The organism is Lactobacillus johnsonii (assembly GCF_014058685.1).
In the GTDB taxonomy this organism is placed as follows: domain Bacteria; phylum Bacillota; class Bacilli; order Lactobacillales; family Lactobacillaceae; genus Lactobacillus.
This window is the reverse complement of the sequence record NZ_CP059055.1, coordinates 1,710,611-1,723,731: the sequence shown is the minus strand read 5'-3', so window position 1 is coordinate 1,723,731 and position 13,121 is coordinate 1,710,611. Positions and strand designations below refer to the sequence as shown.

At 32.9% G+C, this 13,121-nt stretch carries 13 protein-coding genes; 8 read left to right on the top strand and 5 right to left on the bottom strand.

Annotated features, from left to right (window positions below; all coding sequences use genetic code 11):
- The first annotated feature begins 120 nt into the window (after window positions 1–120).
- Genes H0I41_RS08315 through H0I41_RS08300 form a run of 4 tightly spaced genes read left to right on the top strand, consistent with a single transcriptional unit; the run spans window position 121 to window position 3,484 of the window.
- The gene (locus H0I41_RS08315) at window positions 121–1,281 is read left to right on the top strand and encodes a tetratricopeptide repeat protein (protein WP_135014186.1); all 1,161 of its coding nucleotides are present in this window, start codon (window positions 121–123) and stop codon (window positions 1,279–1,281) included.
- On the top strand, window positions 1,262–2,032 hold the full coding sequence (locus H0I41_RS08310; protein WP_135014185.1) for an ABC transporter ATP-binding protein: 771 nt from the start codon (window positions 1,262–1,264) through the stop codon (window positions 2,030–2,032). The genes H0I41_RS08315 and H0I41_RS08310 overlap by 20 nt, the downstream gene beginning before the upstream one ends.
- A gap of 1 nt (window position 2,033) precedes the next feature.
- Window positions 2,034–2,768 carry an ABC transporter permease gene (locus H0I41_RS08305; RefSeq protein WP_135014184.1) on the top strand — a complete coding sequence of 245 codons (735 nt, stop codon included), beginning with the start codon at window positions 2,034–2,036 and terminating at the stop codon, window positions 2,766–2,768.
- Entirely contained in the window at window positions 2,765–3,484 is a 720-nt protein-coding gene (locus H0I41_RS08300) for an ABC transporter permease (protein WP_135014183.1), read from the top strand. The genes H0I41_RS08305 and H0I41_RS08300 overlap by 4 nt, the downstream gene beginning before the upstream one ends.
- A 75-nt stretch (window positions 3,485–3,559) precedes the next feature.
- Here H0I41_RS08300 and H0I41_RS08295 read toward each other — a convergent pair whose 3' ends face one another.
- The gene (locus H0I41_RS08295) at window positions 3,560–5,002 is read right to left on the bottom strand and encodes an APC family permease (protein WP_135014182.1); all 1,443 of its coding nucleotides are present in this window, start codon (window positions 5,000–5,002) and stop codon (window positions 3,560–3,562) included.
- 239 nt (window positions 5,003–5,241) lie between these two features.
- Here H0I41_RS08295 and H0I41_RS08290 point away from each other — a divergent pair, with 239 nt between their 5' ends.
- Window positions 5,242–5,988, top strand: coding sequence for an ABC transporter ATP-binding protein (locus H0I41_RS08290; protein WP_023599967.1), 747 nt, complete (start codon window positions 5,242–5,244; stop codon window positions 5,986–5,988).
- 19 nt (window positions 5,989–6,007) lie between these two features.
- Window positions 6,008–7,870 (top strand): ABC transporter permease, encoded by a 1,863-nt coding sequence (locus H0I41_RS08285; RefSeq protein WP_182094538.1) that lies wholly within the window; start codon window positions 6,008–6,010, stop codon window positions 7,868–7,870.
- Window positions 7,871–7,904: 34 nt separating this feature from the next.
- On the opposite strand, the gene H0I41_RS08280 is transcribed toward H0I41_RS08285, so the two are convergent.
- On the bottom strand, window positions 7,905–8,555 hold the full coding sequence (locus H0I41_RS08280; protein ID WP_135014180.1) for a histidine phosphatase family protein: 651 nt from the start codon (window positions 8,553–8,555) through the stop codon (window positions 7,905–7,907).
- A gap of 42 nt (window positions 8,556–8,597) precedes the next feature.
- On the bottom strand, window positions 8,598–8,813 hold the full coding sequence (locus tag H0I41_RS09440; protein WP_012846669.1) for a hypothetical protein: 216 nt from the start codon (window positions 8,811–8,813) through the stop codon (window positions 8,598–8,600).
- 103 nt (window positions 8,814–8,916) lie between these two features.
- On the opposite strand from H0I41_RS09440, the gene H0I41_RS08275 reads away from it, so the two are divergent.
- Both H0I41_RS08275 and H0I41_RS08270 read left to right on the top strand, forming a co-directional pair.
- Window positions 8,917–9,261, top strand: coding sequence for a hypothetical protein (locus H0I41_RS08275; protein WP_011162488.1), 345 nt, complete (start codon window positions 8,917–8,919; stop codon window positions 9,259–9,261).
- Between the two features lie 126 nt (window positions 9,262–9,387).
- Complete coding sequence (locus tag H0I41_RS08270) at window positions 9,388–10,152, top strand: exodeoxyribonuclease III (RefSeq protein ID WP_004897983.1); 765 nt, start codon at window positions 9,388–9,390, stop codon at window positions 10,150–10,152.
- A 74-nt stretch (window positions 10,153–10,226) separates the two neighbouring features.
- Here the strand turns inward: H0I41_RS08270 and H0I41_RS08265 are convergent, their stop codons facing one another.
- Together H0I41_RS08265 and H0I41_RS08260 are read right to left on the bottom strand one after the other, a co-directional pair.
- Window positions 10,227–12,293, bottom strand: coding sequence for a PTS sugar transporter subunit IIABC (locus H0I41_RS08265; protein WP_182094536.1), 2,067 nt, complete (start codon window positions 12,291–12,293; stop codon window positions 10,227–10,229).
- Window positions 12,294–12,320: 27 nt separating this feature from the next.
- Window positions 12,321–13,013, bottom strand: coding sequence for an N-acetylmannosamine-6-phosphate 2-epimerase (locus H0I41_RS08260; protein ID WP_182094534.1), 693 nt, complete (start codon window positions 13,011–13,013; stop codon window positions 12,321–12,323).
- Window positions 13,014–13,121: the final 108 nt, after the last annotated feature.

Genomic DNA, 13,121 nt, shown 5'->3' with positions numbered 1-13,121 from the left:
TAACTATGTCAGTAGAAAAAGTAGCAAAAGAAATGGATAAAAATTTGATTTCATATTTTGCAAAAGTATTGTCCGGTTGGAATCACGGACCTCAAAAAGGTTAAAGAGGGAGTCTAAAAATTGAATTTTACTCAATTTATAGGTTCATTTAAAACAGGAGATGCTTCATGGGAAGAATCTCCTGTTTTATTTGAACGTATTCATATTGCTAAAAATATTATTAAAGGAATTTATTCAAATAAAAGAACTATAAAAGCACCAGAATATTTAACAGATTTTGGTTTAAGAAAAACGGATAGCCCACGAATTTTTATAAAAGAATATTGTAAAAAATTAGATAAACAAATGCCATCGGTACTGGAAGTAAAAAAAGAACTCTTAGAATTAGATATTCGCGATTTAGGTGATTGGATTGATGGTGTAGTTTTGGTACTGGGAGATTATGATTCTTCTTATGAAGTATTAAAAGAAAGAATGGCTGATGTTTTAAAAGAATTCACGGTTGATAATTTAATAAAGATGGCTACTTTATGTGGTATTGAAAATGATGCATCAACTGCTTTGAAACTATTTAATCAAGCACATACTAAGTGTACTGATAGAGAAACTAAAGAAGTTATTTTACATAGAATTGATGTAACTCTATTAAAAAGAGAAAAAAATATTGATGAGTTTTTTAAACATAGTAATAGCTTAATTACTGATATAAATTTGAGTAATGATCTAGGTGAAATAGCAGCGCTACTGAATAATCTCGTCGCCTTTCAATTAATACTATCTAATCAAGAAAATCACCATAATAATTTAATTTTAGCTAGACTTTTGCTTGCAAATGGGAAAATTATTCTTAATAATGCTATAAACAAATTTACACATATTAATATGAAACTTACCGAGCTTGTAAGGTATTATAGTCAGATAGCTATCAACCAAGTTCAGATAGAAATTGAATTAAATAATATAGATATTGCTAAAAAAATTATGTTGCAAGATGTAGAAATGGTTCATAAATATAATGATGAATATTTAAGTGAAGCATTATCTTCGTTAGCCTATATTTACTATATTGATAAACAGTATGACCAAGCGGTAAACACAGCGCTTAGTGCAATTGATGAGCATATAAAGATAGGCAATATTATTGGTATTAATGAAACTAAAAAACTTGTTACTGCTTCTTTTTATAAGATGGGAGAGGAAGAAAAAGCAAAGCAAATTTTGAAAACGATAAAATCTGATCCAATAGGAATTTTAGAAAATTATGACAAATACTATATTTAAAGCTGACAACATTACACGTGATTATAAAGATAAGAAAAAAACTTTTCATGCAATAAAAAATATTAGTTTTGAGTTACATGCAGGAGAAGTAATTTCTTTTGTTGGACCAAATGGAGCTGGCAAAACAACACTCATTAAATCCATTTCTAATTACTTAGTTCCTACTTCAGGACAAGTTGAAGTTGAGGGTGTGGATCTGATTAAGTATCCACGAAAAGCTAGGAAGAAGATGGGTATTGTTTTTGGTGGTGATCGTGGATTTTATTACGGCGCTACTGCGAGAGAAAATTTAGAATTTTTTGCTCGAGTCGTAGGTGTTAAAGAAAGAAATATTAAAAGCAATGTTCAAGAAGCTTTGAAAACTGTTAATTTAGTCGATGTAGCTGAAAAGAAAGTATCTGCTTATTCTAAAGGCATGTTGCAGCGACTTCATATTGCTCGTGGATTAGTAAATCATCCCAAAATATTAATGTTAGACGAACCAACAGCAGGCTTAGATATTGAATCAGTTATTTCGATTAGGCAATTAGTTAAAAGAATAGCATCAGAAAAACGAGGTATTATTTTAACTAGTCACAACATGTCAGATATTGAAAGCTTGGCTGATAGGATCTTTTTAATCGGCGGTGGGATGATTCATTTTGAAGGGTCAATTCAAGAAGTAAAGAAATTTGCTGGTGTGGAAAATAATGCAAGTTTAGCTGATGCCTATTTAGCAGTAGCTGATCAGTTGAAAAGAAGGCAGGTGTAGTATGTCTTTTATTAAATTAGCATTATTTCAAGTACGTTTATATATAAAAAATACTTATTTTGTAAATTTAGTGATTATTGAAACAACTACAATGCTACTTTATGAATATTTGGCTCACTATGTTTTGCAAACTTATAACGGGAAAGAATGGTTAATTGCGGGAGTAATGGGAACATGGGCATCATGTACTACTAGTGCTGGTGCATTAGGCTTTCAGAGATTTCAAGGGACTCTACCGTATCTATTAAATACTGGTGTAGCTAGAGAAAAAGTTTTACTGGCTACTCTGATTCCAGCTTCTGTGTATGGTTTAATTGCTTTTCCTTTAGCAGGATTAGAAGCTTGGTTATTAAAAATGCCAGTTAATTACTTAGATTTTCAATTATTAGTAGGGATCATCTTATTATGGATTGCAGCTGCAGTTTTAAGCTATTTTATTAGTTTATTTTTTGTTTTAAGCAAGAATGCAATTGTTTATGAACAGCTTTTATTATTACCAATTTTGCTTTTATCTGGACTTTTAAGTATTCCAGACGCAATTAGAATAAGTATCAAACCTTTTCAAATGCTAAGTCCGTTAACTTTACCAATTAGGATTATCTATCATGAATCTATTCAATGGAATTGGATAATGAGCTACATTTTAGTTGTAGTGGTCTTTGGAGTTTTATCTAAATTAATGACTAATATTGTAATTAAACGAGCTTTTAAAGAGGGGAGATTGAGCATATTTTGAAAGCTGCCTATCGTGTTACTCTACGTTCGATTGGAACTTTTGACAGTGTTAACGTGATTTTAGTTAATTATTTACTGTTGCCATTAGTATCCTTAATTATGTTTTTGTTGATTGCCTTTGGAGCGAGTCAAGATTATTCTCGTATTTTGGTCGGAAGCGTGATTACTACAGGTATTACTACAGGTACTGGCATTGTGGTAGCGTCCACAGTTTATGATCAAAATATTAATTTACTGGACGATATTTTTTCAATTAGACCTACTTTTAAAAACTATTGGCTAGTAAAATTTGTAATTGCGGCAGTTGTCCTTTCTCTGGAAACAATTCTTTTGGGAGTAATAGGTTTAATAGTGCTTAATAAAGTAAATATTATTCCTAGGCTTTTTCTTGCTTTACCCTTTGAAATCTTTATAAGTGTTCTCTTAGCTTATTTTTGTGCTGTATGGGGAATGAAAAAAGAGAATCCTTACTGGCTTTCTAATATTGTAACGGGTAGTTTGATTATTTTAGCTGGAATGATTATTCCAGTAAGTGAATATCCTACTTGGTTAAAATTTTTTGCAGAACTACTTCCAATTAGTAATTTAATAGATTGGATAGAGGCAAATAGTTTTTTTAATCAAGATATGTTAATTTTATTAATCAAAATTTTAGTTTGGTATCTAGTTTGTTTATTAAGTACTAAGATATTTTTCTCTAGAAGGCAAGAACGATAATTAATTGCAATAAATAAAAAATGCTATTGGCTCAAGTACATATACCGAGAGTCAATAGCATTTTTATGTTATAGATTAATTTTCCTTTGATCTTTGCCACTTAGCAATTAATGGTAAAACAATTCCTAATCCAATCATTAAAAGAGGTTCGACAATGTTTAGGATTAACATATGCCACCAAGTAGCTGAGCCAGCTTTTGCATCAATTGGAACGATTCCAAAAGTTGCACCGGTAACTGTAATGATTAAACACCACCAACCAACAATAACAGCGAAGGTTTTGTTCTTGATAAATACATATTGTGATGGGAATTTTTCTGGGTGAAGTCTGATCTTAATAAAGGCCCAGAAGAGTAGACCGGTAACATATGGTGATACAATTCCGTTTAAATTAAGTAATTGATTGAAAATGTCATTAACTGAAGGAAGAGTAGCACTTAAAAATAGTAAAACTGAGCAAATTCCAGTTGTTAGCCAGTAACCATTAATTGGTAGACCATTTTTATCAGTCTTAGTTAATTGCTTGGGTAGATATTTTTTAGCAGTGTCTGATAGGAAAATTCTAGCTCCGCCATCTACTAAAACAGCTAGTTGGGCAAGCATGTAGAGAGCTTGGGTAATAATGAAAGTATATAAGAAGAATTTACCCATTCCGAATTTTTCTCCCATTGCTTGAAAAGCATAGTAGGAACCATTCATTTTTAAGTCATCTGGTAAGTGATGTGCATTAAAGAATACGCCCAATGCAAAGGAACCAAAAATAGTTAAAAATCCAGTCATGATTGCTAGCATGTACATTGCTTTAGGGAAATTCTTAGGGCCATCTTTCATTTCAGTAACGTAAGGAGCAACAAATTCAGCTCCATTCATGGCAAAAATCAATAAACCTAATGACATTAAGAATTTCATATCAAACGTTGGCAAGAAGTTCTTAAAGTGGAAAGGTTGAGTAGCAATTCTGCGGCCTTCACCCAAATATACGATAGTCATAATTACAAAAAGAATGGTCATGATAAACATGGCACCACCACCGATGATAGATAACCATTGTAGCGAGTTAGCAAATCGGTGTTGGAAAAAGATAAAGATGACAAAAATAATTGCCGTAAATAAAGCAAAAGCCCAATTACTCATTTCTTTGTCACTTAATGCATGTCCTTTAAAAAGCCATGCAAAAGAAACAACTGTTGAATTAGCTACATCAACTAAATATGGTAGTGAAACTACCCAGTAGCACCAAGCAGTAATATATCCCATTCGATCGCCAGAGGTGTGTCTTAACCAAGAAGATAAGCCTCCGCCATCATCTGAAAAAGTAGCTCCTAGTTGTCCGACGATTAATTCGTATGGAACTACAAATAGAATTAACAGTAATATCCAGTCACTAACTACAGCTAATCCTTGATTTTGAAAGTTATAGATAATGTCATCAAAACCAATAACTGTAACAAAGTCCATTAAGGCAATCACGGGCCAAGTTAGTTTTTTACGTTTTTGTGCCTCATCAAAAGTATCCAAAAATATTTTCCCCCTAAAAATCCTATACTATTATCATTTATCTAAATTTAGGAGGTGGGTTGAAGAAGTAGCTTCCCTGCATTCTGTACCTCATTTCATATTTTATTTATAATCACGATTTCTATTATACAAGAAGAAAAGATAAAAAAATTGAAAAACAAGCTTTACTTTTTTACACGGTGTCTTTATTATATAGTGTAACAGGTAAGTAATGCACTATAACGAAAAGAGGAGCCAAAATGAGTGAAGTAGTTCAAGTTCAAAATATTACTAAGACTTATGGTAAAAAAGGTGAAAAACAATACCAAGCTTTAAAGGGCGTCAGCTTTGATGTGGAACGTGGTGAATTTGTTGGAATCATGGGTGCATCTGGGTCTGGTAAAACCACTTTGTTAAATATTTTATCTACATTAGATCAACCTACAACTGGAAATGTATATATTAATGGTCGCGATATTACTGGCTTAAATAAAAATCAAATGGCAGATTTCCGCGGTCAAGAAATTGGGTTTATTTTTCAAGATTTTAACCTATTAGAAAATCTAACAAATCGTGAAAATATTGCTCTTCCTCTTTCACTTCAAAATGTAAAGAGCAGTCAGATTAATCCTAAAGTGGATAAAATTGCTAAGCGACTAGGAATTGATCATATTTTAAATAAATATCCGGCAGAAATCTCTGGTGGACAAAAACAACGTGTTGCAGCAGCGCGTGCATTAGTTCATGAACCAGCTATTCTTTATGGAGATGAACCAACTGGGGCACTTGATTCAAAGAGTGCTACTGAATTACTTGAAACAATGAAAGGTCTAAATGAAAATGATAGAGTTTCTATTTTAATGGTTACTCACGATCCATATTCTGCTTCATATGCTAGTCGAATTCTTTTCATTAAAGATGGTAAGATCGGAAAAGAAATTAAAAAAGATGGTAAAAGTAGAGAAGAATTTTATCAAGAAATTATTGCTGAATTAGGTAGACGTTAAGAATGGAAAGGAAATAATTATGCTTTGGAAATTATCATTAACCGGGATTAAAAGCCGGTTCAAAGACTATTTAGTCCTTTTTTCAGGCTTAACTTTTGCTAGTGCGATCTTTTATATGTTCATGACTCTAGCTACAAACCCAGCTTTCTTAAAGGGTTCACTAAGTATTGCTTTTAAAATTACCCAAATTGTTTTTGGTTTTGGGATTGCATTACTTTCTATTATTACTTTTGTTTATATTGTATATGCCAATAGTTTTTTGCTTAGTATGAGACAAAAAGACTATGGGATGTATATGATGCTAGGAGCTAGAACAAGTAAAATTGGAAGATTAATCTTTACCGAAACTCTTGTTGTTGGCTTATTAGCTACCTTATTGGGTACAGTCTTAGGGGTTGGATTAACACAGGGAGTTTCTAGTGTGTTGATTTCCCAGCTAGGATTGCAAATTCATAAATTTGTTGGTTTTTACTTACCAGCCTTACTTTGGACAATAGCTTTCTTTGCGATTCTGTTCTTCCTAGCAGCTTTTTGGAATCGTCATAAATTAGTTAAGTCAAACGTGATTAACTTACTTCATGAAGATCAAAAACCGGTTAAATTACATAGAAATAAATTATGGAAATTTATTGAAGCTATTTTAGGAATTGCCTTACTTGCTATTGGTTATTGGGCAATGATGCATGCAGCAAAATTAGGAACAAAAACTATTCCAATAGCTTTCTTTACAATTGTTTTTGGTTCTTACTTTACTTTTGATTCCTTCTTTACAGCAATTATTGATTTACTTCGTAAGAACTTAGCTTACAAATATAAGAAATTACATTCCTTCACTTTAGGACAACTTAAATTTAGATTAAGTGATTATACTCGAATTTTATCTACTGTCTCATTATTGTTTGCTCTTGCTTTAGGAGCAATTACTGTTGGATTGAACTTTAATAATATGACTGAACAGTCAATGCAAAGTACCTATTATGATGTAGTTCTGTATGGTCATAATAAAAAGGTAGATAATCAATTAAAGAAAGTTTCTGTAAAATCTACTACAACGTTTGACTATAAGATGGTGGTAGAAGGTAAAGGAAAAGAAAAAGCGAGAGTACTTTATATTCCAGAAAATCAAATCAAGAATAATCAGATCATGTATCAACATTATTCAAGAAAAAATGATATGAATCATTATGATACTAGACGTATTAAAGCAAGTGATTTTAATAATAAGACTGATGCTAATGAAGCACAATATCAGTTAGTATCTTTAACTCCATATATTGATGCTCAAGCTAAAGTTGTGCCAGAAACTCAATATAATCAAGTTAAGGCTAAAGTAAATAGAATTGAGCTTTTAAGAGTTAACAATTTTAGAAGTAACTTTAATAATATTGAGAAACTCCAAAAACTATCAGCAACTCAAATGATGAGTTCACCAGAAGTTGATAAAGACGCAATTAATGTAAATCTCTCTAATTCTAAATCAGCACAATATCGCTTAGTTTCAAGTATGACCTCTGGTTTTGAATTTATGGGCTTCTTCTTAGGTTTAGCATTTTTAGAAATGCTTGCTTCAACATTGATGTTTAAAGTTTTATCTGGAGCAAACAGCGATAAACCAAGATACCAAATGCTTTGGAAGGTTGGAGCAAGAAAGAGCCTCTTAAAAGCATCTATTGCAAAAGAAATTGGAATTTTATTTGCTTTACCTGCTGCCTTAGGAGTAGTTGACGTTTTATTTGGACTTCAATTATTCAAGTCTATTTTAGGGATGAACACTTACGACAAACTTTGGATTCCATTTACTATTTTCGGAGTTCTTTACGTACTTTATTACTTATTAACGGTAGTTTTATATCAACATATTGTTTTACAAAAAGAAGATTAAGAAAAAAGGCTTATCAAAATGATAAGCCTTTTTTCTATACTGACATTTTATTATAGGAAGTAATCTTCATATCCTTGTCAGTCATATTCATAATTGTAATTGACGCATTTCTTGGACCATGGGCTAAATTATATTCTCCAGGAGCAAAACGAGAAACAATACTTCTGATTGTAAAGCCATGGGTAACAAGAAGAATATTTTCAGCACCATCTAATTGACTAATTAAATCAAAACCTTCATCGACGCGATTCCAATATTCTTCTGCATTTTCAGCTTCATGATATGGATCTGCTTCTTTCATGTAGTCCTTAATCGTGTTGATATCCACTTCTTTAAGTAGTTCATCTCGTCTTGGATAACCGTGAGGTCCACCGATCATACGCCATGCTTCGTCTGAATTCATCCCTTCAAAGAAGCCATAGAATTGTTCTCTAAAAAATGGTGTTGCAATGTGTTGCAACTCATCTCGGTTACAATTTTCATTAATAATATAATTGCAAGTATCACTAGCTCTTTTTAAGTCACTTGAGATAGCAATATCAAAAGGAACTTCACTCAAAGCTTTACCTGCATCTTTTGCACCTTGGATTCCTTCATCGGTTAGGGGTGTATCACACCAACCCTGCATTTTATCGTAGCGGTTAATATAAGTTTGACCATGACGAACAATATAAATTCTCTTCATTTGTAAACTCCTTGAATAACACTAATTTACATTATAACAAATCTAAAAAATCAAAATTTTAAACGGTGTATATAAAAATAAAATCAGTAGAATACCTACTATAACTAATAAAATTGTGTTTCTTTTAGTTAATTTCTGATGTGTTTCTTCATCAATTTTATTATTTCTAAAATTACGACTTACATTAACTTGACGAACTATTAAAATCGCAATTAGCACTAAATAAATACTTAATCCAATAAACTCAAATATTTTCATTATGTTTTGTGTCTTTCATTTATAGCATAGAAGTATTGTATCAAAAATTTTGAATATTCGGTCTAAGTATATTAACTTAATAGATGAAAGAAGAGGGGTTTTTATGAGAGTTACAAAATTAGTAATTGGAATTTTAATGATTGTCTATTCAGTTTGGCTATTTATTCAGGGACTACTAGGTGGATTCTTGGGGATAATTGCTGAGAAAAACATGGTAGCAGGAATTATTGGAGTTCTCCTTTGCGGTCTGTTTATGGCTAGCGGCATTGTTTATGTTTCAACTGAAAATAGTGATGGGCTAGGCGGTGATATTGCTGGCTTAGCGATGATGATTGTTGCTGGAATTCTAGGAATTATTGGCGGCTTTTATGCTGGTTTAATTTGGACCGGAATTTTAGCATTAGTAATTGGAATTGGATTCTTTGTTTGGCATTTAAAGACAAGATAAGAAAAGATCGGATTAGCTTAAATAGTTAATCCGATTTTTTAGGTCGAAATATTTCATCTATGGGGATTAAGTTTGTACAATTGAGTTGATAAGACCTATTATTTTGTGATGGAAAGAAGAATTATTATGAAATTTATGTCTTGGAATGTAAATGGTTTACGGGCTGCTTTACGTCATGGCTTTGTTAACACGTTTACTGATTTAGATGCAGATATTTTTGGAATACAAGATACTCGTGTTGAGCCAAATGAAGTAAAAATTGATTTACCAGGATATTATCAATATTGGAATTATGCTGAAAGAAAGGGCTATGCCGGCACTGCAGTATTTACAAAAGAAAAACCAATTACTGTGGCTAATGGCTTCGGTGTTCCAGAAGTTGATGGTGAAGGAAGAAGCATTACTTTAGAGTTTTCAAACTTTTACTTTATTAATGTTCAAGTACCATTTTCTGGAGAAAAGCTTCAAAGATTAGACTTCAGAGAATTATGGGCACAAACTTTTAGAAATTACGTTACTAAATTAATGCAATACAAGCCAGTAATTATTGGCGGAGATATGAGTGTCGCTCACGAGAGAATCGATTTAGCTGAACCAGATGATAATCACCATCGTCCAGGATTTACTGGTATTGAAAGAAAAGAATTTTCTGAATTATTAAATGCTGGTTTTATTGATACTTTCCGTTACTTCCACCCAGATGAAGCTAAGTATACTTATTGGAGCTATCGTGATAAGGAAGCTCGGGCAGAAAATCTTGGCTGGAGACTCGATTACTTCCTAGTATCGAATAATTTGGAAGATAAATTAACTAATGCTAAAATCTTAAGTAATATTATGGGCTCAGATCACTGTCCAATTGAACTAGATGTAGATATTACTACTAGATAAAATAAAAGAACATAAAAAATGTACTCAAGAAAATGGAAACTTGAGTACATTTTTTGTTTATAGAGGGATTAAAGTTATTTAGTAGTTACGGAGTAGACCTCATTATGTGCCTCGACTAATTGTCCACTTGTAACGATATCTTCGACTTGTTCAACTCTATCACTACTATTAGTAATAAGAGTCATAACTGTTGGATCTTTTTTAGCAGTTTCAATTTGTTTTAGATCCATTTCAATTAACTGTGTCTCTGAAGTTACTTGATCGCCTTCTTTTACCTTTAAGGTAAATGGCTTACCTTCTAGTTCAACAGTATCTATTCCAAGATGAAGCATAACTTCTAAACCAGATTCGGTTTTAAGGCCTACAGCATGTTTTGTTTTAAAGATTGATACGACTGTAGCGTTAACCGGACTATAAATTTTTCCATTTTCCGGTTTAATTGCAAATCCTTCACCCATCATCTTTTGTGAAAATACTTCGTCATTAACTTGAGATATATCTTCAAAAGTTCCCTTGACAGGTGCCTTGAAAATAATCTTTTCTGACTTATGCACAGAATTTGATTGAGGATTAGAAACTTTATCCACTTGTGGATTATTTGCGGGCTGCATATCTGGATGGGCGATAATGTCATTAATTTCTTGACTATATAGATCGGCTTTTCCACCAAAAATAGCTTGAACACCACCGGCAACTTTTAATACCCCAGGAGCGCCCAACATTTTAAATACATCATCATTAACTAAACTATTATTCTTTAAAGAAACTCTCAATCTGGTTGCACAAGCTGAAACAGTTTCAATGTTTTCTAAACCGCCAAGAGCAGTGATAATCTCACAAGATTCATTGTATAGTTTGTCGTCAGTCTTGGGGCTGTTTGACATAATTTTTTCAGCATCTTGATTTTCTTCTACAACCATTCCTGGAATACCAACATGGAATTTTTTAATACAAAAAGTAAAAATAAAGAAGTAAAGGAAGAACCAGATAACTCCCATAATTAAGACATTCGGCCAATTAGTTTTATCTTTTCCTTGTAAGACACCAAAGAGAAGATAGTCAATTAAACCACCAGAGAATGAATTTCCGATTCTAATATTCATGATATCAGCAACATAAAATGAACATCCATCGAGAAAAGCATGGATAACATATAACCAAGGTGCTACGAATAAGAAAGTATATTCAATTGGTTCAGTAATACCAGTTAAAAATGAGGTTAAACCACCTGAAAGATATAGACCACCGTTAGTCTTCCGGTTTCTCTTAGGTAAGCAAAGGTACATTGCTAAAGCGGCCCCTGGAAGACCAAACATCATAGTTGCAAAACGACCAGCAAAAAATCTAGTACCGTAAGTAAACAAACCATGGTGATTAGGATCAGCTAATTGAGCAAAGAAAATATTTTGAGCACCAACAACAGTTTTACCAGCTACATCTGCAGTTCCACCTAGGGCTGTGTACCAAAACATTGGATAAATTGTGTGATGTAGACCAACTGCTCCAGTTAAGCGAAGCAAGAAGCCATATAGAAAACTTCCCAAACTTCCCATTTTAGCTATTGCATAACCTGCACTGGTTAAACCGCTTTGAATTGGTGGCCAAATAATGAAGAAGATAGCACCAATAACAATCGCAGCTAAAGATGAAATAATAGGAATAAATCTTGAACCACCAAAAAAGCCTAAGAATTGTGGTAATTCTACCTTGCGATAATGATTATGTAGGTAGGCAACAACTGAGCCAATCACAATTGCACCTAATACTCCTGTATCAATAGTGTTTTTAGGTGAAAATAGTTGGAGTAGTCCTGAGATTGTGGCTGTATATACTAGATAGGCAACGCCACCCGCTAAGCCAGCTGTTCCTTTATCCCCTTTTGCTAAGCCAACTGCTAAACCAATTGAGAAAATAAGAGCTAAGTTATTAAAAACAGCACTTCCTGCAAAATTCATTATCTTTAGAATTGTTTGAAGCCATTCTTGATTAAGCCAAGGATAAGAGGTAACGGCAGCTTTATTGGTTAAGGCTCCGCCTAGTCCTAGGAGTAAGCCGGCTACAGGTAAAATAGCTATTGGAAGCATAAAGGCTTGCCTCAGTTGTGAGAAGGCTTGGCCAATATGAGAAAATTTCTTAGACATGATTACGCCTCGTTTCGTTACGCTCGGTTAATTTTCGAAAACTGAAGTAAAAGTTTTAGCAATTTGTAATGGGCGAGTGATTGCTCCTCCGACTACAATTCCTGCTGGGTTGATGTCAATAACTTGCTTTAATTGTTCTGGAGTATGGATTTTCCCTTCAGCAATTACTGGAAGACCTGCATCAACTAGATCTTTAATTAAATCAAAGTCTGGGTGATCAGTTTTAGGACTTTCTTCAGTGTAGCCAGAAAGCGTAGTACCAACAAAATCAACGCCTGCCTCATAAGCATTTTTTGCTTCCTCAAAATTTGAAGTGTCAGCCATTAAAAGTTGATTTGGATACTTAGTTTTTATTTCTTTAATGAATTCATTTACTGTCTTACCATCATGTCTTGGACGCAAAGTTGCATCAATTGCAATTACTTCTACGCCAGTTTCAACTAATTCATCTACTTCTTTCATAGTTGGAGTAATATAGGGCTTTTCTGGTGGATAGTCCCGTTTGATAATTCCAATCATTGGAAGATCAACAATTTTTTTAATTTGTTTAATATCTCTAACGGAATTTGCTCTTAAGCCTGTTGCGCCTGCTTCTTGGGCCGCTTTAGCCATTAGGGGCATAATTCCGCCTTCTTCTGTATACAATGGTTCGCCTGGTAAAGCTTGACATGAAATAATTAAGCCACCATGGATTTTGTTAATAAATTCTTCTTTATTCATTTGTAAATATACTCCAAATAAATATTATTTTGGAGTTTTCCTCCTAAAGAAATAATATAATGAATTTTATTTTTGTGCAAGCGTTTTCTTATAAAAGCATGATATAGT